18 protein-coding genes are annotated in these 24,770 nt (G+C 43.7%); 10 read left to right on the forward strand and 8 right to left on the reverse strand.

What is annotated here, in order from left to right:
* Positions 1-7: 7 nt before the first annotated feature.
* Complete coding sequence (locus tag F8N35_RS03570; RefSeq protein WP_293049978.1) at positions 8-403, forward strand: DUF4258 domain-containing protein; 396 nt, start codon at positions 8-10, stop codon at positions 401-403.
* A 9-nt stretch (positions 404-412) separates the two neighbouring features.
* On the opposite strand, the gene F8N35_RS03575 is transcribed toward F8N35_RS03570, so the two are convergent.
* The 3 genes from F8N35_RS03575 to F8N35_RS03585 form a co-directional block, all read right to left on the reverse strand.
* Complete coding sequence (locus F8N35_RS03575) at positions 413-1,183, reverse strand: DUF2971 domain-containing protein (protein ID WP_293049979.1); 771 nt, start codon at positions 1,181-1,183, stop codon at positions 413-415.
* Between the two features lie 288 nt (positions 1,184-1,471).
* Positions 1,472-2,059, reverse strand: coding sequence for a rubredoxin-like domain-containing protein (locus F8N35_RS03580; RefSeq protein WP_293049980.1), 588 nt, complete (start codon positions 2,057-2,059; stop codon positions 1,472-1,474).
* Between the two features lie 180 nt (positions 2,060-2,239).
* Positions 2,240-3,490 (reverse strand): glycosyl hydrolase family 28 protein, encoded by a 1,251-nt coding sequence (locus F8N35_RS03585; RefSeq protein WP_293049981.1) that lies wholly within the window; start codon positions 3,488-3,490, stop codon positions 2,240-2,242.
* A gap of 266 nt (positions 3,491-3,756) precedes the next feature.
* On the opposite strand from F8N35_RS03585, the gene F8N35_RS03590 reads away from it, so the two are divergent.
* Positions 3,757-6,729, forward strand: a complete 2,973-nt coding sequence (locus F8N35_RS03590) for an outer membrane beta-barrel protein (RefSeq protein ID WP_293049982.1) — start codon at positions 3,757-3,759, stop codon at positions 6,727-6,729.
* A gap of 88 nt (positions 6,730-6,817) precedes the next feature.
* Here the strand turns inward: F8N35_RS03590 and F8N35_RS03595 are convergent, their stop codons facing one another.
* Together F8N35_RS03595 and F8N35_RS03600 are read right to left on the reverse strand one after the other, a co-directional pair.
* Positions 6,818-7,516, reverse strand: a complete 699-nt coding sequence (locus F8N35_RS03595; RefSeq protein ID WP_293049983.1) for a hypothetical protein — start codon at positions 7,514-7,516, stop codon at positions 6,818-6,820.
* A 135-nt stretch (positions 7,517-7,651) separates the two neighbouring features.
* The gene (locus tag F8N35_RS03600) at positions 7,652-9,076 is read right to left on the reverse strand and encodes a S41 family peptidase (protein WP_293049984.1); all 1,425 of its coding nucleotides are present in this window, start codon (positions 9,074-9,076) and stop codon (positions 7,652-7,654) included.
* Between the two features lie 424 nt (positions 9,077-9,500).
* On the opposite strand from F8N35_RS03600, the gene F8N35_RS03605 reads away from it, so the two are divergent.
* Positions 9,501-11,939: a Smr/MutS family protein gene (locus F8N35_RS03605; RefSeq protein WP_293049985.1), complete on the forward strand. Its 2,439-nt coding sequence runs from the start codon at positions 9,501-9,503 to the stop codon at positions 11,937-11,939.
* A 117-nt stretch (positions 11,940-12,056) separates the two neighbouring features.
* On the opposite strand, the gene F8N35_RS03610 is transcribed toward F8N35_RS03605, so the two are convergent.
* A complete protein-coding gene (locus F8N35_RS03610) occupies positions 12,057-13,541 on the reverse strand; it encodes an SPOR domain-containing protein (RefSeq protein ID WP_293049986.1) in 1,485 nt (494 codons plus the stop codon).
* A gap of 293 nt (positions 13,542-13,834) precedes the next feature.
* Here F8N35_RS03610 and F8N35_RS03615 point away from each other — a divergent pair, with 293 nt between their 5' ends.
* The 7 genes from F8N35_RS03615 to F8N35_RS03645 all read left to right on the forward strand — a co-directional run bounded on the left by F8N35_RS03615 (position 13,835) and on the right by F8N35_RS03645 (position 20,982).
* A complete protein-coding gene (locus F8N35_RS03615; protein ID WP_293049987.1) occupies positions 13,835-14,362 on the forward strand; it encodes a nitroreductase family protein in 528 nt (175 codons plus the stop codon).
* A gap of 66 nt (positions 14,363-14,428) precedes the next feature.
* Positions 14,429-14,965: a GNAT family N-acetyltransferase gene (locus F8N35_RS03620; RefSeq protein ID WP_293049988.1), complete on the forward strand. Its 537-nt coding sequence runs from the start codon at positions 14,429-14,431 to the stop codon at positions 14,963-14,965.
* 12 nt (positions 14,966-14,977) lie between these two features.
* Positions 14,978-15,613 (forward strand): endonuclease III, encoded by a 636-nt coding sequence (nth, locus tag F8N35_RS03625; protein WP_293049989.1) that lies wholly within the window; start codon positions 14,978-14,980, stop codon positions 15,611-15,613.
* A 346-nt stretch (positions 15,614-15,959) separates the two neighbouring features.
* Positions 15,960-17,708, forward strand: a complete 1,749-nt coding sequence (ispG, locus tag F8N35_RS03630; protein ID WP_293049990.1) for a (E)-4-hydroxy-3-methylbut-2-enyl-diphosphate synthase — start codon at positions 15,960-15,962, stop codon at positions 17,706-17,708.
* Between the two features lie 135 nt (positions 17,709-17,843).
* On the forward strand, positions 17,844-19,112 hold the full coding sequence (locus F8N35_RS03635; RefSeq protein ID WP_293049991.1) for an Nramp family divalent metal transporter: 1,269 nt from the start codon (positions 17,844-17,846) through the stop codon (positions 19,110-19,112).
* Between the two features lie 156 nt (positions 19,113-19,268).
* Positions 19,269-20,489: a phosphoserine phosphatase SerB gene (gene serB, locus F8N35_RS03640; RefSeq protein WP_293049992.1), complete on the forward strand. Its 1,221-nt coding sequence runs from the start codon at positions 19,269-19,271 to the stop codon at positions 20,487-20,489.
* Positions 20,482-20,982 (forward strand): GNAT family N-acetyltransferase, encoded by a 501-nt coding sequence (locus tag F8N35_RS03645; RefSeq protein WP_293049993.1) that lies wholly within the window; start codon positions 20,482-20,484, stop codon positions 20,980-20,982. Before serB ends, F8N35_RS03645 begins: the two co-directional genes overlap by 8 nt.
* An 85-nt stretch (positions 20,983-21,067) precedes the next feature.
* On the opposite strand, the gene F8N35_RS03650 is transcribed toward F8N35_RS03645, so the two are convergent.
* Positions 21,068-22,321, reverse strand: a complete 1,254-nt coding sequence (locus F8N35_RS03650) for a glycosyltransferase family 4 protein (protein WP_293049994.1) — start codon at positions 22,319-22,321, stop codon at positions 21,068-21,070.
* A 29-nt stretch (positions 22,322-22,350) separates the two neighbouring features.
* On the reverse strand, positions 22,351-24,309 hold the full coding sequence (locus tag F8N35_RS03655; protein ID WP_293049995.1) for a glycogen debranching enzyme N-terminal domain-containing protein: 1,959 nt from the start codon (positions 24,307-24,309) through the stop codon (positions 22,351-22,353).
* Positions 24,310-24,770: the final 461 nt, after the last annotated feature.

The following is a 24,770-nucleotide window of genomic DNA, read 5'->3' on the forward strand; positions in this document are numbered from 1 at the left end:
AATTCCAATGAAGCAATTACGAATCGGAACCCTGTTTTTACTTCTTTCGCTGTTTTTTGCCTGCCAGTCGCGGCCTGCCGGACAACCGGCCTCCGACAGCGGCGAACTGAACCGTTATCCTGCCAAAATAAGCTATTCAAAACATGCCCGTTGCCGGATGGAGTGCCGCAATATCGACGAAAAAGAGGTGGCCGACCTGCTGCATCACGGCTATATCAACTACAAAAAGAGTAACTTGAAGGCCGACGATTGCCACAAGCGTTACGCGCTGGAAGGCTATGAAAATGGTGAAAAGTTACGCATCATCGTGGCCTCCTGTGGTAACGAAACCACCGTTATCACCTGCATCGACCTCGACCACGACTGGCCCTGTCATTGCCCGGGTGATGAACGGCATTATTAAACGTTAGATTTAAAATGTAGATATTTGATTAGGAATCAAGCCAAAAGTATTTTTATTAATTTTCATTTGAAAAGATTTGACATGATTAAATTCCTTCTGTAGTTTGTAAAGTAAATCATGCTTGGCTGATTCTCTGATTTTGCATCCAAAATATACTTCTTTTATATGAGAGGGTGATATAGAAATTAAACCTTGATATTGTAGACTAATAGCCCTTATTTCATGTTCATATTCCCAATCTATAGCTTTGGTAAGGAGCCAATGCTTAATGGCGATATCAACATCTTCTAAGCAACTAATGGGTGATATTTGTTTTTTGTATCTTACAGGATATAAAATATACGTTTTTTCTGTGACTGGAGGTATTAGGAAGCCGATGCATACCCCTTCATGTTTCTGTGCATAATGTGACCATAAAAGAATATTATCATGATTTTCAGAGAAACAACAAATTCCAATTGATTTTTTCTTTTCCAGAATTTGTCTCTTGTGTAATTGATGGAACTTATTTGGGTGGTTCTTGAGGTCATTGATGAATTGCCTCTTTTCACTCCGGCTTCCAATTGATAATTTTGATTTCAATGATTTATTGAGAAAGTCAAGGTAAGACTGTTTGTTGAGAGTGATATCTATTAATTCTTCGTAACAATCTAATGGATCATTAAATGAATCAGGACTGGAAAAGAGCAGTGTTTTGTCATTTAGTATCTTCAATGCAATATCAGCACTAACATACTTGTAAATAATTTTGTTATATACTCGTTTGAAATCTGCATCCATATGGTTTGTCTCGTTCAGTTTGGATTATATGATGATTTATATAGATTCAAATCCATGGTAGATAATGTGAACTTTTCCTTTCTTTATTGGAATCTCGTGTTCTTCTGTGTTTAGAAGATGATCTTCAGTCTTTTCAAAGATAAAACTATTTTCTTGCTTTACAGAGTGGAATATATTAATACTCGCAATTCAACTGATTTTTCAGACTGGTTCGATTCTTATTGAAAAAGGCATCCTGAATCACTCGGGATGCCTTTCTGCTTACATTCACTTTTTCTATTCTGATATTTATGCTTCTTTTGCCGGTACTTTTCCTTTCTTTACCGGATATGAGCCCGGGAGGATTACGTCGATAAGGTGTTTGCCCAAAAGACCGAGACGCACCGCAAAGCCCAGACTGAAGAGGCTGCAAATAAATCCCCACACATTGTATTCCCCATGATAGGAGAGCGCAAAGGTGAGTCCGGAGCTGATAAGTATCAGGCAACTGTAGAAAATCTTGGCTTTCAGTAGCGGTGGGGTCAGCGATTTGAAACGAAACAGTCCGTCGATAATGCCGGTGGCTATCGAAGCCAAAATGGTGAGCGGATATACGTAGATCGTAAAGATCAGTACATTCGAGAATACCTCGTTCAGCAGGTTGGGGACAAGCCAGAGAAATGCCATCAGTACCGGAATCATAATCACAAAGGTTTGAGACAGGTGGATGGCAATGGGGTGCATATCGAGGCTGAGCACTAAAAGGCGATTGGCGGCAACGCGTTCGCGATATGGTTCGAAAGCCTTGCGGGGCATTCCGCAAGCAGGGCACACATCGCCCAGCTTATCGGCTTCCATCACATAGCCGCAAGGTTTACAACGTACAAGTTCTTTCATTCTTATTTCTTTTTTAATGGTCAATTGCGTTTGGCAGAATCATTGGGAAATTTTCCCGTTGCGGATTGGTCTGCCAAAACGTTCTTCAAAGATAATGGTTTTTTAAATTACCGAAATGTTTTTTGCTTTATTTTTTGGTTGGAAATTGTGTTGTTCCGATACAGAAGGTTGAAGCTTAATCTATTTTGTCGTTAATGGTTTACCGTTCACTATAACATTGACAGTTTTAATTCCCTGAAATTTGGTAATTAATTCAGGAGTTTCTGCTGTTGCGGAGATGTTTTTGAAGGTAAAATCCGATATCTGATCGTTCGGGTTGCTCTCTATGATGCCAAAACTTTTACAGGTAACGTTGATGTTCTCCATTGTAATGTTGCGCACAATGCCATAGGGCTTTTCGGAACTTCCTTTCATATCGAAAAACTGTTTCCAGGGGCGCATTTCGATGATATTGCCGCACCGGCCGGTAATGTTGCTGATGTGAACGTTTTCGTAGGTCTGGTAGGTGTCGGGGCGCAGTTTGATGCGTAGAATAGGGCAATTGTTATCCATCTTGCAGTTGCGGACGATGATGTTGCGTGCCCAAAGGCTTTCGCTGCCCAGCGTGAGGGTGCCGTGTGTGTCGCCGAAGGTACAGTTTTCCACTAACACATCTTCTACCGGACCGTTTTCGGGCAGGTTTCGGGCGTTGGGACCCTTGCCGCCTTTGATGCAAACGCCGTCGTCGTTCACCGAAATGTAGCAACCGCGTACGATCACTTTCTTACAAACGTCTATATCCACGCCATCGCTGCTGGGGGCGGGCACCGGTTTGAAGGGTGCTTTGATGGTACAATTCTCGATCAGGACATTGTTGCATTGGTAGAGATGGGTGGTCCAGAAGCCGGAATTGCAGAGCGTGGCATTACTAATAATAACGTTGTTGCATCCCCATATAAAGAGCAGGCGGGGACGGTGCACTTCCAGATTGGTGCTCGATTTGCCTATCTTTTTCATCTCTTCGCGGTGTGCCCAAAATTCTTTCCAGAATTTGAGTCCGTTGCCGTCGATGGTTCCCGGGCCGGTAATGGTGAAATTATTGACGTTATACACATTGATCAGAGCTGCATAGTAATCGAGTTTTTGCCCTTCCATGCGCGATGGAATCAACGGATAGTCGGCAATGTTGTCCGATCCCTTCAACACGGCACCGGCTTCCAACCGAAGCGAAGTGTTGGGTTTGAAAAAAAGTGCCCCGCTGAGGAAAACACCCTTCGGAATAACGACGATACCTCCGCCGTCGGCGCTTGCTTTGTCGATGGTTTGCTGAATAAAATTGGTGTTGAGTTGGGTGCTGTCGGTGCAGGCGCCGAAATCTGTGATGACATACTCTTTGGCGCGTACGCTTGTGATAGATGCAAATAAGCAAATGATTAATACTAGCTTGTGCATGAATAGACTTGTTTTAAATAGTAGTTGAAAGAATAAATGGAACAAATTTCTGTTTTGAATGCATTTCGACAAATTCGTTTTGATAATGCCGGATCAAAACAGGCTTAAAGGTAATGATATTTTTGTACCTGTAGGGATTGATTTTAGGGTAATGTAAAACTGTAAAAATTAACATTGGTGAGTTGAAAGATAAAAAAAGATTCACATTGCTTAAACTATTTTGATATGGTATAGTCTTATTTACAAATCATTTCACAAAATAGCCAATGAAGTTAAAATTTTACTTTACCCTTATTTTAGCCGCCTTTGCTGCTACTTTTTTTGCCCAGGTTGTCAATAATCGGTCCGCTTCGGGTGCGACCGCTTCAACTGTAGTGCCCGCTACTGTCAGGGTTGCTGTCGTTGATTCGGTGAATAACCAGCCGATCGAATTTGCCTCGGTGAGATTGTTCAATTCGAAAACAAATCAACTGACGCAGGGTGCCGTGACAAGTCAAAACGGGCGTGTTGAACTGAAGGACGTAAAACCGGGGGGCTATTATCTTTTGATGTCATTTACCGGATATAATACAAAGCGGTTGAACCTCCGGGAACAAAATTTCCGGCGAAATGTCATTGATTTGGGTAATGTGAAATTAGGTGCTTCGAATGTGATGCTGGGAGCTGTAACGGTAACCGGAAAATTGCCCGAAATGGTTGTGAAGGAAGATACGGTGGAATATAATGCTGCCGCTTTTAGGACTCCCGAAGGTGCTGTGGTGGAAGATCTGATCAAGCGTTTGCCCGGCGTGCAGGTGGATGCAGATGGCAAGATTACTACTGCTGCGGGTAAACAAGTAACCAAGGTGCGGGTAAACGGGAAGGAGTTTTTTGGCGATGATCCTAAAATGGCAACCAAGAATCTGACTGCCGATGTTGTTGATAAAGTACAGGTCATTGAAAAGAAATCGGATTTGGCCATATTGACCGGAGTGGATGATGATGAACCCGAAACCATTATCAATCTTACCATAAAGAAAGGGATGATGAAGGGGTGGATGGGTAATCTTTCTGCCGGAGGAGGCCAGATCCTGAATAATAAAAATGATGAAGATCCCCGATATGTGGCATCTTCCATGCTAAATCGGTTTACTGATACGGAACAATATTCAATTATAGGAAACTCGAATAATATCAACGAAAGAGCTTTTACTGATCGCGGAAACAATGTAATGTCGGGTCGTGGCGGCAACTTTGGCGGTGGCGGAACAGGAGGAACCGGCATTACAAGCTCCTCTACCTTCGGCTTTAATATGGCAAAGGAGGTAAACAAGAAATTGAAAGTGGGCGGCAATATTTCGTATAACTATGGAGATAACTACACCAATAGCCGCAGTTTTCGAGAAAATATTTTTACAGATAGCGTCTCCTATCGACGAAGCACCTCTGTTGCCCGTTCTTTCACGCACAATTTTTCGATAGGCGGTAAAATGGAGTACCAAATGGACTCAGTGACCACGTTTATTTTTACTCCGACGTTTTCTTATAATTCATCGTTGGCTCACAATTCATCTTATCAAAAATCAATGGCTGGCGACAAAGATTCTACGGCAGTTAATGAGAGTAATTCCGCCAGTTCATTAAGTTCTAACGGTACCAATTTGGGCTTGCAATTGGATTTTTCGCGAAGATTGTCGGCCAAAGGGAGACGCATTAGTTTCAGCGGTTCATTAAATTTGAATGAGAGTAATGGTAACGGAACAAACAATTCAACTAATATCTTCTACCTGGCTACAGGGAAAAATACGGTGTTTAATCAGGAAAATGCCAACACGGCAAACCGTAATTCCTATAACATGCGATTTACCTACGTCGAGCCGATTGCCAAGAACTATTTTATTGATTTCTTGTATAATATTCAGTTCAATAATACTATCAATGAAAGGGAGACGTATGACTATGATCCGGTTAACGGGACATACAGCGACCTGAATGCAAACTACAGCCGTAGCTCATCCGTGCATTCTATCAGCCAGAATATCAGAGTGAATTTGAGGTCGGTACATCCACGATACACTTACAATATCGGTATGTCTGTTTCTCCAAGTTATACCCATAATTTGGGTTATGTCAAAGATTGGTTTGGAGCTGGCATGGATTCGGTCTATAATGAACCGCAGCCCCGCAAAACGGTAAATTACGCACCTCAGTTTGAATTTACTTACCGTTTCTCTGGCGACAAAATGATTCGTAAGTTTTTGCGTATGCGTTACAACGGGAGAACCAATCAGCCGTCAATCACACAGCTCGATCCGTCACAGGATGTAACCAATCCGTTGAATATCCGTAGTGGTAACCCGGATCTGTTGCCGTCGTTTAATCACAATATCTCACTTGAATACAACAGCAACAACAGAACATCGCAGTCGTCGTTCAGCACATCTCTGACTCATACCTTTGAACAGAATTCAATCGTCAATTACACCACTTATGAGCCACGTACAGGAGTGCAATACACCAAGCCAATTAACGAAAACGGTACATGGAGCAGTCAGGCTGACATTTTATTTGCTACTCCTCTTGATAAACAAATGCACTTTAACCTGAACCTGCGAACCGGTGCCAGTTATAGTAATCTGGTAGGTTATACGTTACTGCAAAAACAAAGCGAGCGTAATGTGTCACATACAGCGTCCGTCTCTCCCAATTTATCGATAAGTTACAAGAATAACTGGTTTTATTGTCAGTTTAGGGGCTTGCTCCGGTATAGTTCCTCTACTTACTCCATGGAAGGAATCTCTCCGAAACAGTCGACCACCTACAATATCTCATATAACAATCAGATAACCTTTCCATGGTCATTTTCTCTTTCATCCGATATTACTTATACTGCCAATCGGGGACTTAGTGCAGGATACAATCAGGATGAGGTGATGTGGAACGCACAACTAAACAAGGCATTTTTGCGTAATAATGCAGGTTCGCTGCGTCTTCAGTTCAACGATATTTTACACCAGCGTCTCAATCTGAACCGAAGCGTTACAACCAACTCCATTACCGATACGCAGTACACGGCTCTAACCAGTTATTGTATGTTGACCATCTCTTATCGTTTCAATAATATGGGTAATCGCCGGAGTGGCAACCGGTCTCGTTCCGGCTTTGACCCTTCCCAGATGCCTGAGGGATTTGATCGTCCTGCCGGTGGAGGCTTCCCTGGTGGCGGTGGATTTCCGGGCGGTGGAGGCAGACCCCGGTAATAGGAGCTAAATATATTGTCCTGTAATAAAACGAAAAGAGGAAGAGTGTCAGCCCCGACAGATCTTCCTCTTTTTCGTTTCTTGCCCGTTATATTTTCGTGTCCTGAGATGCAATATTTGTTGAATTTGAATTTTGTTCCTGTTTTATTTCCGGATGTAATTTGAGACTTATGACCCGTTTAAGATCTTGGTTGAATACCCATTCGTTGTCCATGCTGTCCCGGAATACAATGCCTGAATTCTCAATGTGGGGCGGGTTGTAGGCTCCAATATCGTCGGTGCCTTCTATCTGCGATAGATAAACGGCTCGAGTCGTGCCTGTCTTGATGTTATACAGGCAGGCAAACATCTTATCAGTATGAAATCCCCAATAAAAAATGGCATAGTTGTTCACACAGAAGGACGAGAAAAACGGATCGAAATACGGGAGTTTGAGATAATGAAACTGCTTGCCATCGTAAAGAGAAAGTGTTGTGACTACACCATGCATCGATTCATTTTTGGACTCAAAACGTTTCCCGTTCTCATCGGGTTCAGAACGCACTTGTGCATAAATGAGAGTGTCTTTGCCAATGTTGAATACTCCACTGTACAAGAGTGCTGTGTCAAGCGGGTGCGAGTTGTTATAAATCACGACGTAGCTTGCACCACAAACAGAAAAATCAATAGTATGCGGCAACGAAAAAGTGTACTTTGTGATTATGTTGTCCGATGCAGGCAAATCGCTTTTCTTACCGCTACATGCTGCCAGTAGCAGCACAAACGAATAGATGAGAAGTTTTTTCATGGTCAAGTGTTTTGTGTCGTCCATACGGGACTCCGTTTGTTGTATTCATGGGTGCTTCTATAAACCTGTCATCCCTAACGGGATTGTTCCTTTGCCGGATGTTGCTGGTTCCGTGTCGCTATGCACGGTAATATTCTATTTGTAGCTATCGGCAATAAGCTGGTATATTTGATCTATCCAATCTATATCGTTTTTTAAATATAAATCAGGGAATATGCCATTCTTATCTACAGGGGATTCGGGTAAACGTTGAGATATAGTTGAAGCATAATCTAAATTCCACCAAGTAACACCAATATCTCCTTTTGGAGCATATGACTTTACATTAGAGAAATCCAAGCATCCGGCCGTGTTCTCACCCAGTATTTTTGCTTTTGCACTTTGCTTAGCAATCAGTATAAATTCTTCCGCACTGCTGGCACAGTATCTGTCGACTATGATATAGATGTGTGTTGGATAAAGAAATACTGTGTCTAATTTTATAGTCAGTTCGTTTGTTTCATGTAAAGGTATAAATTGACCAATATTTGCTTTCATTCGTGTTATCAATTTTCTTACGAAAAGGTTCTCTTCTTCCGTTAGTTCATCTTGTAAATTTTCTATCGTGTTTTGCGAACAATAGTATTTTACGCCTTGTCTGACTATTGGATTTGTGTACAGATAGGGTATTAGTTCTGCGAATGTATCGTCACTTCCACCTCCGTTTCCTCTCAGGTCGAGGATCAAATTTGGTGTGTGTCGCAGTTTTTGTTTATTTCTTTGCAAAAAATCAGTAATGGTAGGTTTATAAGAGCTGTCGAATGTAGGTAATGCCAAATATAAAGTACTGTCACAGTATTTTTGGTTGTGAGAAATAAGATTTTCTTGCTTTTGCGGGCTATTTGTTATTGACGAGATTCTTTTCCAGCTATCTATATTCATTTGACTTACTTTTATGTCACGTCTTGATTCTAAAGAATGTAATTCATCGTACAAAAAATAATCATACTGATTTTTCTGATTTTGTTTTAGTTCGAACATTACTTCTCCTTTCTTCCAATACTTCTTATTAGTGTTCAAAACAACACCAATATAGTCGTGCAGAAAATTCGTGTTTTTGAAGACGACACACGTGTCTCTGTTATTGGCATAAATTCCTTCTAAATAATTTGTTGAGTTCTTTTGATTTAGAATCAAACTATCCTTGTTGATTGAAATTTTCTCGGTAATAGCATTAAATAGAGAATCCTTAGCTTCTTCTGATAATTTTCTTGCTAAATGACCTATGCCAAGATAGTTTAAATGGGTATGTTTGTCTTCAAAAGCTGTAACATATGCGTCTAATAGACGTGCGCAATTATAATTCTGATATTGCTTGGTATCTGCTTTTATTAATAGTTGCTGAAATAGAGCATTTAATCTAATGCCATTGAATCCTTCTTTTTTATATTGATAACCGGCGTAATTCTCTTTCAAAGCATTATTTAATAGGATTAAATTTTCCTTGCAGTTGCAGCTGGGTTGCGCATATATAAGGTTGCAGAATAGAATGAATGCAAATAAAATTTTTGTTGTTTTCATGCTGAAAAATATTGTCACGAAAAAGAGTTTTACTTTGAAATAAATAGCAGCAAGATCATTTGTAGCATAGGCTTTTCCCGACTTTGCTTAATGGCAATCAAATCATTTCGCATTTTATCTCCCAAAGATCAATAATTTATTTCTAAATTACAACTATTTAAGTTAAATGTTTTTGGTATTGGTGAAGGTTCGTGAATCAACGTCCGGCACAGCCTGTCGCGTTCAAAATATTCCCGTATCAAATTGTTTGCGTATTTTTGTAACCCGAAAATCTGAGCACACGGATTCCACAGATGCCTTCGGCAACACGGACAATCACTGTTCCTAAAAATCAGTGTCGATCCGTGGATAATTCCGTGTTATCCGTGTGCCCCGATTCCGATTCAATTGACACATTCGTAAATTAGCATATTGTCGCATTGGCATGATATATCCTTCCAATTTTGAGCAAAAAGTGGGGTTCGATACCGTTCGTAACCTCTTGCAGGAACGCTGCCTCAGCTCCATCGGGCGCGAAGAGGTGGAACTCACCGTCTTTTCACCTGTTTACGATGAGGTGGTGCGCCGCCTTGCCGAGACGCGCGAAATGATGGATATCCTGATGGAGGAGGCAGATGCCTGGCCGGTGAGCTACTATTTCGACCTGCGCGAAATGCTCTCGCGGCTGCGGGTAGAGGGGACTTTTCCGCAGGAATCGGAGCTGTTTGATCTGCAACGCTCGCTGAGTACCATTCGTGATTTGGTGCAGTTTTTTGCCCGACGAGACGAGACCCGTTACGTGGCGTTGCGCGCTTGTGCCGAAGGTACCGCGCTTTTTCCCGAAGTGCTCAAACGGCTCGATGGCTTGCTCAATGCGCACGGATTGTTGAAGGACAATGCTTCGTCAGCATTGGCACAGATCCGACGCGACCTGTTTCAGGTGCAGGGTAGCATTTCGCGTACTTTGCATTCTATTCTCAGAAAGGCGCAGTCCGAAGGTTTTGTGGAGAAGGATGCCGCTCCTTCCGTGCGCGACGGCCGTCTGGTGATTCCCGTTTCACCTTCGTTCAAACGGAAGTTACGGGGCATTGTGCACGATGAATCGGCCACTGGAAAGACGGTTTACATTGAACCGGCCGAGGTGGTGGAGGCCAACAACCGGGTGCGCGAGTTGCAGTCGGACGAGAGGCGCGAGAAAATTCGCATCCTCACTGAGTTTGCCAATTACATCCGTCCCGATCTTGAAGAATTGAAGGCTGCCTACCGTGTGTTGGGAATTTTCGATTTTATTCGTGCCAAGGCGCTGTTTGCGCTCGACAACGGAGCCATTGTTCCCCGCATTGACAACGATTGCCGCGTGGAGTGGGAGCGTGCTGTCCATCCTTTGTTACAACGAACGCTTAAAAAGGTGGGTAAATCCATCGTTCCGCTCGATATTACATTAAACGAAAAACAACGCATCCTGCTGATTTCGGGTCCGAATGCCGGTGGTAAATCGGTTTGCCTGAAGACGGTGGGTTTGCTGCAATATATGGTACAGTGCGGTATTCCGGTACCAGTAAGTGATGCCAGTCGTTTCGGAATCTTCGACAAACTTTTTATCGATATCGGCGACGAGCAGTCGATCGAGGACGACCTCTCTACCTACAGTTCGCACCTGTTGCACATGAAACATTTTATCCGCAACAGCAACGGAAAAACCCTTTTGCTGATCGACGAATTCGGTACCGGTACCGAGCCGCAGATCGGGGGTGCCATTGCCGAAGCGGTACTGCACCGTCTCAATACCAACGGCGCTTTCGGGGTGATTACGACTCACTACACCAACCTGAAACACTTTGCGGAGACGGCCGAAGGCATCGTCAACGGCGCCATGTTGTTCGACCGCCATCAATTGCAACCTCTTTATAAATTACAGATAGGTATTCCCGGTAGTTCGTTTGCTATCGAAATTGCCCGCAAGATTGGACTTTCGGAAGAGGTAATTGCCGAAGCATCCGAAAAGGCGGGTTCTGCGCATGTTGATCTGGATAAATATGTGCAGGATATTCTTCGTGATAAACATTATTGGGAAAACAAACGGCAACAGATTCGTCAGAAGGAGAAACGGCTCGAAGAGCTGACCGCCCGCTACGAAACCGACCAGAGCGAGATGAAGGCGCAGCGCAAAGAGGTGATCAATAAGGCGAAAGCCGAAGCGCAACAGCTGTTGTCGGAAGCCAATGCCACCATCGAAAATACGATTCGTCGTATCAAAGAGGCGCAGGCCGAACGGGAAGCTACCCGCGGAGCACGTCAGGAGTTTGAGGAATTTCGTACCAACCTCGACGAAAAGCCGAAGCGCGAAAAACAACCCAAAGAAAAACATAAACCCAAACAGGAGAAGCAGTCCAAGCAGCCGGAAAAACCGAAACCCGAACCGATTAAAGCGGGTGATCGGGTGAAGCTGGCTGGTCACGACTCCATTGGCGATGTGATTGAAGTGGATGGCAATAACGTAACGGTAGCGTTCGGTAACCTTAAATCGACCGTCAAAGCCAATCGTTTGGAACGGGTAAGTCGCAACAAAGAAAAAGAGATTGTCCGTCAGAAAGGTGCTTTGGGTAGTGATAGCGACGAGGTGTTGCGTCAGCGGAAACTCAACTTCAAACAGGATATCGATGTGCGGGGTATGCGGGGCGATGAGGCATTACAAGCGGTGCAGTATTTTATTGACGATGCCCTGATGATGGGTGTGGAGCGGGTGCGCATTCTGCACGGAACGGGTACCGGTATCCTGCGTCAGTTGATCCGTCAGTATCTGGGAACCATTCCCGGTGTGCGCCATTTTGCCGACGAACATGTACAATTGGGTGGAGCCGGAATTACGGTGGTAGATTTGTAGTTTAGTATGCAGTCTACAGTACTCAGTACACAGTTGTTGAATTGTGTAATCGTTGAATTGTTTAATCAGCAGACTGCTGAAACCCTGAAATCCTGAATTTTGGAATAAAGAATTACTTTATTTTTGCGGTTTGTGGAAAGCCCAGGCCTCTGCGAAAGCCGAATGTTTATGAAGTTCTTTGATTTTGGCGTTAGCGGCTTCTTTGTCGTTGAATGCTCCGGCAATGACCCGATAGAATTTCTTGTCTTTTATTACACTTAACGAAACTTTTTCTGCTTTCCCGGTTTCATTGGCATATTGCTGTGCTTGTTGCAACGTCATGTAATTGCCAACCACCACATACCACGAACCGGTAGTTATTTGCGGTACATTGCTGCTCGAAGATGCTGTTTTGGTCATTGCAGGCTGTGTCGCAGTTTTCGAAGCTAAAGCTGGCTTTGACGATAGCGGATAATTCAATAAAACCGGATTGTGAAGCACCCATGCTGTTTTGAAAGCTGCGCGTTTTCTTATTTCTGCAACCTTTATGTCAGCTTCTTTTTCTGAAGAATATGACCCCGCAATTATCCGGTAAACATTGTTTGTGCCGTAAGCTTCTATCTGCATTTTTTCGGATGCTGATTGTTGTTGTGCAAATCTGAGAGCCTTGTTGGGCGTTTCGAAATTTGCAACTACAACGTGCCATGCTTTTTGTTGACCTTGTGTTTGTGTTTGAGCGGTTGTCGGATTTTTGACTGCCGGTATAGCGCTCTTTTGTAGCTTTGTACTGTAAGCGATGCAGGTATTTTTATATGCCGGTTGCTTTTGTAATTCCCGTGCTTTGCCAACGGCTTCTACTTTCGTCGGGTACGAACCTGCAATTACATGCCAGGGCGCTTTGCATTTGTTTTTGGCGCTGTCAGACGCATGCGTCACTTTCGCCGCCAGACTGTCTTTTGTTAATTCATCGGTATCTGTCAGAGCAACAATGAGGTGCTTGTGCGTTGAGTCGGTTAATACAGAATCTTTCTGGAAAAACGCCAGCGGGTTGAGTTTTGCTAAATAGGGAGAAAAGTGCATGTGAAGCAGAGGTGTCAGAGCGGCTAAAGCAATCAATGTGACAAACACTGCTGCATATTTGTAAAAGCGGCGCTTAGTCGTTGGTAATTGCAGCACAATTTGACTTGTTTCCTCTTCTTCGTGGTTTACATTTCTAAGCCGAATGTCATAATTCCCAATGTTATCCGGTAGGAAATCGTATGAACTAGCCGATATGAATTCTGTTTGACCGTTTTCGTTCAGGTGTAAGCTGCCGATCTTGCCAAGAGCTACAGTTTCTCCGTTTTTTAATCGTTTTTTTAATTCATCGACGTTGTCGCGAACGATTAGATTAGCTTTTCGGAAAGACACATTTTCAGCTCGCTGGATTGATCCTGCAAGTAACCCGTCGTTGTAATTCAGTGCAGGATTGAAAACGATTTCTTTACAGGGTGCAGCGATGAGGTTTCTGGATTCATCAATTTTGGCAGGGACATAATTCACGATAAACCCGCCGAATTCCGGAAGAATGGCGTAGTCGTGCTGAATGATGAGCTGCTCTAAATGTTGAAGTAATCCCTCCATGCAAAATACCTGTTAATTGGTGTTTGGTAGCAAATATAACAGCAATGATTTTTGAAGTGCTGCCTGCTTAAGCAATAATTAGCTACAGATTACAAAATTACGGATAATTTCAAATACATCGGTATGTTCAGCATATATTTATCAACATCTTTTCAAACATTATGAAACTGATGTCTGTTGTTAAAATATGTGGGTAGGAAAAACCGGTGATTAGCCTTATATTTGTATTGATGTTTTTTTACTTTATATTTTATTGCTATTTTTAGTTGTATATAATTAATGCATAATCTATTATGATTGAAATTTCTGAACTTATAAAATATCGTCGTAGTATCCGGAAGTTTTTACCTCAGGTTGTTGAACCCGCAAAAATTGATACGCTGCTAAAGTCGGCATTGATGGCTCCAACTTCCAAAAATTCGAGATCGTGGGAGTTCGTTGTGGTGGATGATGCCGGATTATTGCAGAAATTGTCGCTTAGTCGCCCCATGGGAAGCACCCTGATTGCCAATGCGCCTTTGGCTATTGTTGTGCTGGCAGATCCCTCAAAAAGCGATTGCTGGCTGGAGGATGCCTCTATTGCATCTGCTTTTTTGCAATTGCAGGCACAGGATCTGGGGCTGGGAAGTTGCTGGGTACAGGTTGCCCGTCGCCCTCATAATGATGATACTACCGCCGAACAATATATCCGCGAACTTTTACAAATTCCGGAAGAAATGAACGTGGTAAACGTGATTGCTATCGGATATAAAGACGAAGAACGCCGTCCGTACGACGAAGCAAAACTGGCGAACGACAAAATTCACAGGAACCAATTTTAAAAGTACATGGTTAACTGGGCAAAAATGCATATTTCCCATTAACCGTTAATCGTTTATCATTGTTCTATGGTTGTTTTTGATCGTGTAGTCAGTTGTGAACATCCTCATTGGCATTTTCTGGTGAGTTGCTATTTGGAGGCTTTTCCTGCCGATGAACGCCGTCCGTTACCCCATCTTGAGGCATTGTTGCAGCGATCTGATTTCTGGTGCAATGTTTTGCAGAAAGCCGATGAACCGGTGGGATTGTTTCTAAGCTGGCAATTGCCGGGATTTCGTTATATCGAGCATTTTGCCATTGCACATGCATTTCGGGGCCAGATCATTGGAAAAACGGCGTTAAACAAATACCTCAGAATGAATAATCTTCCGGTGGTGCTCGAAGTGGAACCTCCGGTGTGCGAAATAAATAGTCGTCGTATTCGTTTTTACGAAAGAGAAGATTTTGTGCTTTGTGAGCAACCGTTTATCCAGCCTCCTTATGCTTCGGGTCAAAATTCGGTGGAATTGCGATTGATGGAGTGGGGAGGAGATCTGCTCAAACAGAATTTCGAACAAGTCAAAAATGAGTTATATCGCACGGTTTACGATTGCGATAACATCTAAACAGAAAAGTAAATGACACCACAGGAACGTTGTAATTACCTGATTGATTGGTTTCAGAAAAATATGCCTGTAGCCGAAAGCGAGCTGCATTATACAAATCCTTTTGAATTGCTGGTGGCCGTGATTTTGTCGGCGCAGTGTACCGATAAGCGGGTCAATATGGTGACGCCGAAATTGCTGGCCGATTTTCCGACTGCCGAAGCGATGGCTGCCACCACACACGAAGTGATCTTTGAGTATATCAAAAGTGTTTCTTATCCGAACAACAAAGCCAAACATTTGGCGGCCATGGCACGTCAGTTGGTAGAGGAGTTTGGGGGTGAAGTGCCTTCAGAGCCCGAAGAGTTGCAGAAATTGCAGGGCGTGGGTCGCAAAACGGCCAACGTAGTGGCTTCGGTTATTTTCAACAAACCGGCCATGGCCGTCGATACGCATGTATTCCGTATATCGGAACGGTTGGGATTAACTACCAATTCCAAATCGCCACTCGAAACGGAAAAGACGCTGGTCTCGCTTTTTCCGCCGGAACTGATTCCGAAGGCGCATCATTGGCTCATCCTGCACGGACGCTATGTCTGCATTGCCCGCAAACCAAAATGCGAAGAGTGTGGCATCCGTCAGTGGTGCAGGTTTTATACGAAAGTATAAACTCAAATAAACCATTAATGCGTGAAAAATGATAAGAACAAGATGTTATTTTCCTAATAGACATTGTATAGATTAAGAGTGTATAAATCTCACTGTCAGACTTTTCCTCCCAACCTCCTCCCCCGAGGGGAGGAGGAGTAAGGCTGTGAGATAGTTAGGATTTAATGTGTCTTGCAGATTTTTCCCCTCTCTCTCGGGAGAGGGGTAAGGGGAGAGGTCATAGAATACAAACCGTTATACTTTAATTATCTAATTTATATAATATTCTTAATGCCTTAATGGTAAAATATAGGTTCTATGATGCATCTTTAGTGTCATAATTATTAATTTATAATTCATTATTAACATGAAATATTGTCCTGATTTATTCAATTATCGTCGTCGTATGTCACACGAAGTGACGATCGGCTCACTCAAAATGGGTGGGGTAAATCCCGTCCGCCTTCAGTCGATGACCAATACCTCCACTCTCGATACCGAAGGAAGTGTGGAACAGGCCATCCGTATTTTTAATGCCGGAGGTGAACTGGTTCGCCTTACGGCTCAGGGTGTGCGTGAGGCGGAGAATTTGCAAAATATACGTTTCGGATTGATCGAACGGGGATATCGCCAGCCTATTTCGGCAGATATTCACTTCAACCCGGCAGCTGCCGAGGTTGCGGCTCAATACGTTGAAAAAGTGAGGATCAATCCCGGAAACTTTGTCGATAGTGCCCGTACATTCAAAAAACTGGAATATGACGACGAAAGTTATCGTCAGGAACTCGAAAAAATTCGTGCGAAACTAATTCCTTTACTCGAAATTTGTCGTCGCCATCATACCGCCTTGCGTTTGGGAGTGAATCATGGTTCGCTTTCCGACCGCATTATGAGTCGCTACGGCGATACGCCTGCCGGAATGGTGGAATCGTGTATGGAATTTTTGCGTATTTGTTGTGAAGAAAATTTCGATAATATAGTGATTTCCATCAAGGCATCGAATACGGTGGTGATGGTGCAAACCGTTCGTTTACTCGTATCTACAATGTTTGAAGAGGGAATGTCTTATCCATTGCATTTGGGAGTTACCGAGGCAGGTGATGCCGAAGACGGGCGCATTAAATCGGCTGTGGGAATCGGGGCTTTATTGGCCGACGGCATTGGCGATACCATCCGTGTTTCGTTGAGTGAAGATCCGGAAAAAGAAATTCCGGTGGCATTGAAGCTGATGAAACACGTTGTGAGCTGCGCGTGTCATCTGCCCATCAAGGCAAAACCGTCTGAACTTTTTAATCCATACGTTTATCAACGTCGTGAAGCACTTTCTGTAGGTAATATCGGAGATGCTCACGTTCCTGTGGTAGTGGGTACCGGAAGCGATTTTGGTGATCTGAAACCCGATTATCTCAAAAGTCATCTGGCGCTTTTTACTGCACAGCAAATAGAAGCTGCCGTTGTATCTCCCGTACCGGTTCGGTTTGTACAACTTACTTATCGTGATTTGAACGAAGCGGTTATCGAGCAACTGAAAGCTGCTGAAAATATTGTTGTTATCCTCTCTTCCGATCATGTCAATCCGGTAGGTGAAATGCGGGCGTTTTTTCATACATTAATGAATAACGATTGCAAAGTTCCGGTTATCCTTTATCGCAAATATATGGATGATGACAAGGAGAACTTTCAGGTGTCGGCGGCTGCCGATCTGGGCGTGCTCTTTATAGACGGCTTTGGTGACGGTATCTGGCTTGAAAATCCGATGCTTAACGACGATGAGGTGGTTGCTACTGCTTTTGGTATTTTGCAGGCGTCGCGTGTCAGAACATCCAAAACAGAATATATTTCCTGTCCGGGTTGCGGTCGTACTTTATTCGACCTGCAAACCACTATAGCTAAAGTGAAAGAAGCGACTAAACATTTCACCGGACTCAAAATCGGGATTATGGGTTGCATTGTGAATGGACCCGGTGAAATGGCCGATGCTGATTATGGTTACGTAGGTGCCGGCAAAGGAAAGGTGAGCCTCTATCGTCGTAAGGAGTGTGTCGAAAAGAATATCTCCGAAGAAGACGCCGTGGATAAGCTTTTGGCGTTGATTAAAGAATACGAAGGGAAGTAGGTCGAGTACGCAGTATACAGTACTCAGTCTGCAGTGAGCTGTTTCTAACTACAATCGTAATCGAGAAAATTATAAAAGATAATTCCATTTGTCTTTATTCTTTGCTCTTTATTCTTTATTCTTTGTTCTTGATTCATGTTGAAAAATTTATTCAGTAAAGTTGGTCACCATCCGGTGCTGGGCGGGCTCGAAGTGCTGAAATACATTGGTCCCGGGCTCCTGGTTACCATGGGCTTTATCGATCCAGGTAACTGGGCAACGAATATTGCGGGTGGTGCTGGTTATGGATATACGCTGCTTTGGGTGGTAACGCTCAGTACGCTGATGCTGATTGTGCTGCAACACAATGTGGCGCATCTTGGTATTGCTACCGGTTTGTGTCTTTCGGAAGCGGCTACTTTGCATTTGCGTCCCGTGGTTTCCCGCTCGGTTTTAGGTACGGCCATGATTGCTTCGGTGTCTACTTCGCTTGCCGAAATTTTGGGAGCAGCCATTGCTTTGCAGATGTTGTTCAACGTTCCGCTAAAGCTGGGAGCTGTTCTCTCAGCTATTGTTGTACTTACTTTGTTGCTCACCAATTCTTATCGGAAAATTGAACGCTGGATCATCGGTTTCGTGTCGTTAATCGGCATCTCGTTTATCTACGAACTTTCACTTGTCAATGTAGAATGGAGCAAAGTGGCCGTGGGTGTGGTGGCACCTCAGATCCCACATGGTTCGTTACTTATTGTTCTTAGCGTGTTGGGTGCTGTGGTGATGCCTCACAACCTGTTCCTTCATTCGGAAGTAATTCAGAGCCGCCAGTTACATAAACGCGATGATGCTTCTATTCGTAAACTGTTGAAATACGAATTTGCGGATACCCTGCTCTCGATGTTTGTGGGTTGGGCTATTAATAGCGCCATGTTTATAATGGCTGCGGCTACCTTCTTTAAAATGGGTAAACCGGTAAGCGAATTGCAACAGGCGCATGGATTACTGCAACCGCTGTTGGGTAGCAATGCTTCGGTGATTTTTGCGGTGGCCTTGCTGATGGCGGGTGTAGCTTCCAGTGTTACTTCGGGTATGGCGGGCGGTACCATCTTTGCCGGACTTTTTGCCGAACCCTACGATATTCGCGATAATCACTCCCGTTGGGGTGTGCTGATTTCGATCGTTGGGGCGGTGCTGGTCATCTTCTTTATCTCCGATCCGTTTCAGGGATTACTGATTTCGCAGATGTTGTTGAGTATTCAATTACCGATAACGGTGCTTTTGCAGGTATACCTCACCTCTTCTCAAAAAGTGATGGGTAAATATGCCAACAAAAAGCGAACTATCTTCCTGATTTCTGGTATTGCTGCGATAGTTATTGCCCTCAATCTGGCTTTGTTGCTACAAACGCTCGGGGTGGTGAATTGGTAGTGTTGGCTAAATTCATGCAGCTTTTAAAAAGTATCGGAGCTGATATGGCTTATTGAGGTAAATATCATTTTTCGCGGCTTTGTGCCATTTCATTCATTTCCCTGTTAAAACTTTTTCCTTACTTTTGCAGCCGCAAATAGTATTAGTTTTACATTTATGACCACTACAGACGAAATTGTTCTGATCAACATTTCGGGAGAGGACCGTTCGGGTGTGACCTCGGCTCTTACCGAAATTCTTGCGCATTATGGCGCATTTATCCTCGATATCGGACAAGCCGATATTCATAACCACCTGGCATTAGGTATCCTCTATAGAACTCAAAGTAGTAACTCCGGCGAAATTATGAAGGAGTTGCTGTTCAAATCGTACGAACTGGGAGTGGGGATCAAATTTACTCCTATCACAGAAGAACGTTACGAACGTTGGGTGAGCCTTCAGGGCAAAAACCGTTATATTATCACTCTATTAGGTCGCAAACTGACGGCAGTACAAATTGCCGAAGTAACCAAAGTTGTAGCCGATCAGGGTCTGAATATCGATATGATTCAGCGCCTGACTGGTCGTATTCCACTGAAAGAAGATGTGCGTAGCTCTAAGTCATGCGTGGAGCTTTCTGTGCGCGGAACTCCCAGTAATAAGGAGGAGATGCAGCGGATGTTTATGGATCTGAGTACCCGTTTGCAACTCGATGTCTCGTTTCAGGAAGACGATATGTACCGTCGTAGCCGCCGCCTCATTTGCTTTGATATGGATTCAACGCTTATTGAAACTGAGGTAATCGACGAACTGGCCGAACGTGCCGGCGTGGGTGCCGAGGTGCGTGCTATTACAGAAGCGGCCATGCGTGGTGAGATCGATTTCTCTGAAAGTTTTGCCCGTCGCGTTAAGTTGCTTAAGGGTCTCGATGAGTCGGTGATGCACGAAATTGCCGAAAACCTGCCCATCACTGAGGGATTGGATCGCTTGGTGAGCGTTCTGAAACGCGTGGGTATCAAAATAGCAGTGCTCTCGGGTGGTTTTACCTATTTTGGAAACTTTCTGAAACAAAAATATAACTTCGACTATGTGTATGCCAACGAACTGGAAATTGTGGATGGCAAGCTGACAGGTAATTACGTGGGCGACATTGTAGATGGTAAACGTAAGGCCGAACTCCTGCGCCTGATCGCTCAGGTGGAAAAGGTGGATATTGCCCAAACCATTGCAGTGGGTGATGGAGCCAATGACCTCCCGATGTTGGGTGTCGCCGGATTGGGAATCGCTTTCCATGCCAAACCCAAGGTGAAGGAAAATGCTCGCCAGTCGCTTTCCACGATAGGTTTGGACGGTATTCTTTATTTCTTGGGTTTCAAGGATTCGTATCTGAATGAATAACACTATCACTCTCCGCGAAATTCAGCCGGACGACAATCATGAGCTGGCTGAAATAATTCGTAGCGTATTGAGCGAGCATGGTGTTGCCCGTCCTGGCACGGTGTTTACCGACCCAACTACCGATGCACTTTATCAGCTGTTTCAAACTCCCGGCTCGGTCTATTGGGTGGTGGCGGTCGATGGTAAGTTGTCTGGCGGTTGTGGTATTTTTCCTACCGAAGGTTTGCCCGAAGGGTGCGCCGAATTGGTGAAATTCTATGTTGCGGCAAGCCGGCGTGGTACCGGATTGGGAAAATTGTTGATGCAGAAATGCTTTGAGTCGGCCGTGAAGTTGGGTTATACGCAACTCTATCTTGAAAGTTTTCCCGAACTGGCCAAGGCGGTCGGTATGTATGAGAAAGCCGGCTTTCACACGATTCCCCGACCATTGGGTAATTCCGGGCATACGGCTTGTACGCTTTGGATGGTGAAAGATCTCAATATTAATGAATAATAAATCGCAAGTAATGAGAAACGGGAAGTTACCTGTAAAAAGGAACTTCCCGTTTTTTATTGTTGCGAACCGCAATCAGAGTGGCTTATCGCAACACACTATCGTAGATGGCTCTAACTTTTTTTCCGGCATCTTCCCAGGTAATCCGGTTTACTTCGGCACGACCCTCTTCGCGCAGACTTTTGTACATTGCCGGATATTTTACAATAGAATAGATGGCATCGGCCATGGCGTCGATATCCCAATAATCGGTTTTGATGGCATGAGTCAGAATCTCGGCACATCCCGACTGTTTAGAGATAATGGATGGCGTTCCGACCTGCATGGCTTCGAGTGGCGAAATACCGAACGGTTCCGATACCGAAGGCATAATGTAAACATCACTTTGCGCCAACATGTTGTGAACTTCCGGTCCTTTCAAGAATCCCGTAAAATGGAATCGGTCAGCAATACCCCGCTGAGCAACCAAATGAATCATTTGGTTCATCATGTCGCCACTTCCGGCCATTACAAAGCGTACGTGGCGTGTCTTTTGCAAAACGCGGGCGGCCGCTTCTACAAAATATTCCGGTCCTTTTTGCATGGTGATGCGCCCGAGAAATGTTACGACCTTATCTTTTCTCGGTTGTTTTATAAATGAATCAGCGTTGGCAAGCGGTTCTACTGCGTTATGCACTGTGGTCACTTTGCGAGGGTCGATATGGTACTTCTCGATGACGATCTGGCGGGTTAGGTTACTCACAGTAATGATATGATCGGCGGTATCCATTCCCCGTTTTTCGATACCATAAACTGTTGGATTCACATTGCCGCGGCTGCGGTCGAAGTCAGTGGCATGCACATGTATTACCAGTGGTTTGCCTGTGATTTGTTTGGCGAAAATCCCAGCCGGATAAGTGAGCCAGTCGTGTGAGTGGATAATGTCGAACGGATAGGCATGGGCAATAACACTTGCTGCCGCTTCGTAATTGGATATCTCTTCCAACAGATTGTCGGGGTAGCGTCCTGAGAAGCCGATGCAGCCCAGTTCGTTGGTTCCGATACGGCTGTAGTCGTAGCGGATGCGGTTACGCAGGTGGTAATATTCATCCGGATGCATTATGTTACCGATGCGTTCATTTACAAAATTCCATTCAACATCCCGCCAAACGACAGGTACATTGCAGGCTCCTATTATTTTGAGAAAACTCTGATCTTCATCTCCGTGCGGACGTGGAATAACAAAGGTGATCTCCATATCTGACTGGAGTGCCATTCCACGGGTTAGTCCGTAGCTTGCAGTTCCCAAGCCGCCCAGGATATGCGGAGGAAACTCCCATCCAAACATTAATGCTTTCATGTTATATTCTGATTGGAAGAAAATTAGACTTAAGATTTTGTTTGTTCTCCGGATTGCTCTATTGATTCCAATAGCTTGAGCGTACGCAGGATTTCAGCAACGCTTGTAGCAAACGACATTGCTCCGTGTCCTGCAAAAGGCGGATTTCCGTCGTGTAATTCGGAAAGAGTGCCAAGGCAAAGCTCGCTCATTTCACTTTCGAAACCGATTAACATGCGTTCAATGAAGGAAACACCGCTACGTTTGTAAATTTTGAGATAAGCCTCAGCAAACGAGCCTGTCAGCCATGGCCATACCGGTCCATTGTGATAGTTTCGGTTCCGCTCAAGCATACTACCTACGTATGTCGGGCGGTAAAAAGGACTCTTGGGGCTTAGTGTGCGCAGGCCTTTAGGTGTGAGCAATTCTCGTGTGGTGATATCCACAATCGATTTTTGCTGTGCTTTTTCCAATGGAGAATAGGGTAGCGACACTGCAAATATCATGTTGGGGCGTACTTCCCAGTCTTTGTAATCTCCATCCACATAATCGTGCAGGTAGGTTCCGTTCCAAAACATATGAACGAAAGACTGGCGCGTTAATTCGGACTGATAATCCAGTAAGTCGGCGGCATATTCATCCTTTTGGACGGTCGAAATCTCAGCTCCGAATTTTAAGGCATTATACCAAAGAGCATTGATTTCAACAATGTAACCGGTACGTGGAGTTATCGGGCATCCGTTTTCCATGGCATTCATCCATGATATAGCTGTTTGCGTTCCATTGGTATACAACAAGCCGTTGTCGTGCAAAAATAAATTCGGGTGATTTTGTTTGCGGATAAATGAAATAACCTTTAAGACGGTTTCTCCGTACAGCTGGTTTGCCTTTTCTATAGAGACCGCCTTTGCATATTGTTGCACGGTTCTTATGAACCATAATAAAACATCCGGTGCATCCAGCTCGTAAATAACTTTTTCAATCGGTTTTTCAGAGATAAAATCGTTGACGGCAATGAGAGCTGTCGCCATAATCTTTTCAAAGGTGGATGTGTCTTCTATCGCAAGAGTGCATCCCGGTAGAGCAATGAACTCATCGCGCGCACGACTTTTGAACCATGGATATCCGGCTAAGAGGTAATAGTCTCCGTTGCGTTTAAAATAAAATTGCTGTGCTGCGTTTTTCAAACTGTTGAAGAAACTGTTTCTGACAGTTCTTTTTTCTATTTCAGATTCAAAAAGGACAGCAAGATTTTGAGTTTCAATCGGAGATGTTCCTGCAGAAAAAATAATGCTTTCTCCTTTCTCTATTGAGAGCTCAAAATAACCGGGGATAAGTAAGTCTTCTTTGTAATTGTATCCGCGCTCCTGTTCTTTTGGGTATTCTATGCCACGATACCAGTCCGGATGGTGAATAAATTCGTTCTGTTTGGACGTTTGCATGAAAAGGGTAGGGTAGCCATCGTACAGACACATTCCAATGCCGTTTTCAGTCTCAGTGTACGAAGTATTTGCCTTGCCGTTAGCAACACAGAGGTCATTCACATTTCGGAATGCCAAAAATGGGCGCAGGCGCAGGGTTGTTCGCGAGTGAGCGTCCAGTAGCGTGTATTTTATCAAATAGCGATTTTCATGAGAAATAAAGATTCTTTCTTTTTCCAGGATTACGCCACCAACTCTGTAAATGGTTCTGGCAGTAGCATCAAAGTGAAATTCGCGGATATACTTGTGACCATTCGGACTGAAATGATTTTCTTCGTATTTGTGCAAACCGAGATTAAATTCGGCACCATGTTGAATGATAGTTTCGTCAAGCGATGAAAGTAGAACGTGATTGTAATCATCCAAGTCAGGGATTGGTACTACCAGTAGTCCGTGATACTTTCTTGTATTGCAGTCTGTTATTGTGTTTGCACTGTAGGCACCTGACTTGTTTGTGCGCAAAATTTCTTTCCGCAACGACTTTTGTAGATTCGTCAGTAAGGTTTTGTCAAATTTCAGATAACTCATGGTGATGGCTTTTTTGAGTTTTGAAACCTATTAAGTCTGTTTTTTTTCGAAATAAAAATGATTTTCTAATGAAAATCGTTGCAAGTTATCATTTATTTCTAATAGTAACAATGTTTTTTGCTTGTTGTTAAGCATAAAAATTAGGCCGGCATTTTCAAAACAAATCCCTATATTAAGGGCTTTGCAAGTGGATTGGATGAGGTTATCCTCTGTTTGAAGAAAGTAGGTAATTTGACTGATTTAAGGTTTTCTTTTTACAGTGCACATTTGAGTTGTCTAATATGTTTGTGGTGATGATAAAAGATAGACTTTCTATATTTATTTTACGAATAGTCATTTTAAAATGTTATTGTGAAATATAGAGTAACAGATTGTCTCTGTTTGTTATAGACATGCTTTTGGTTGTTAATTTCGAATATAAATATCAATTGATTGGATATAATTAATAATATTTAACATGC

Source organism: Paludibacter sp. (assembly GCF_009712605.1).
Lineage (GTDB): Bacteria > Bacteroidota > Bacteroidia > Bacteroidales > Paludibacteraceae > Microbacter.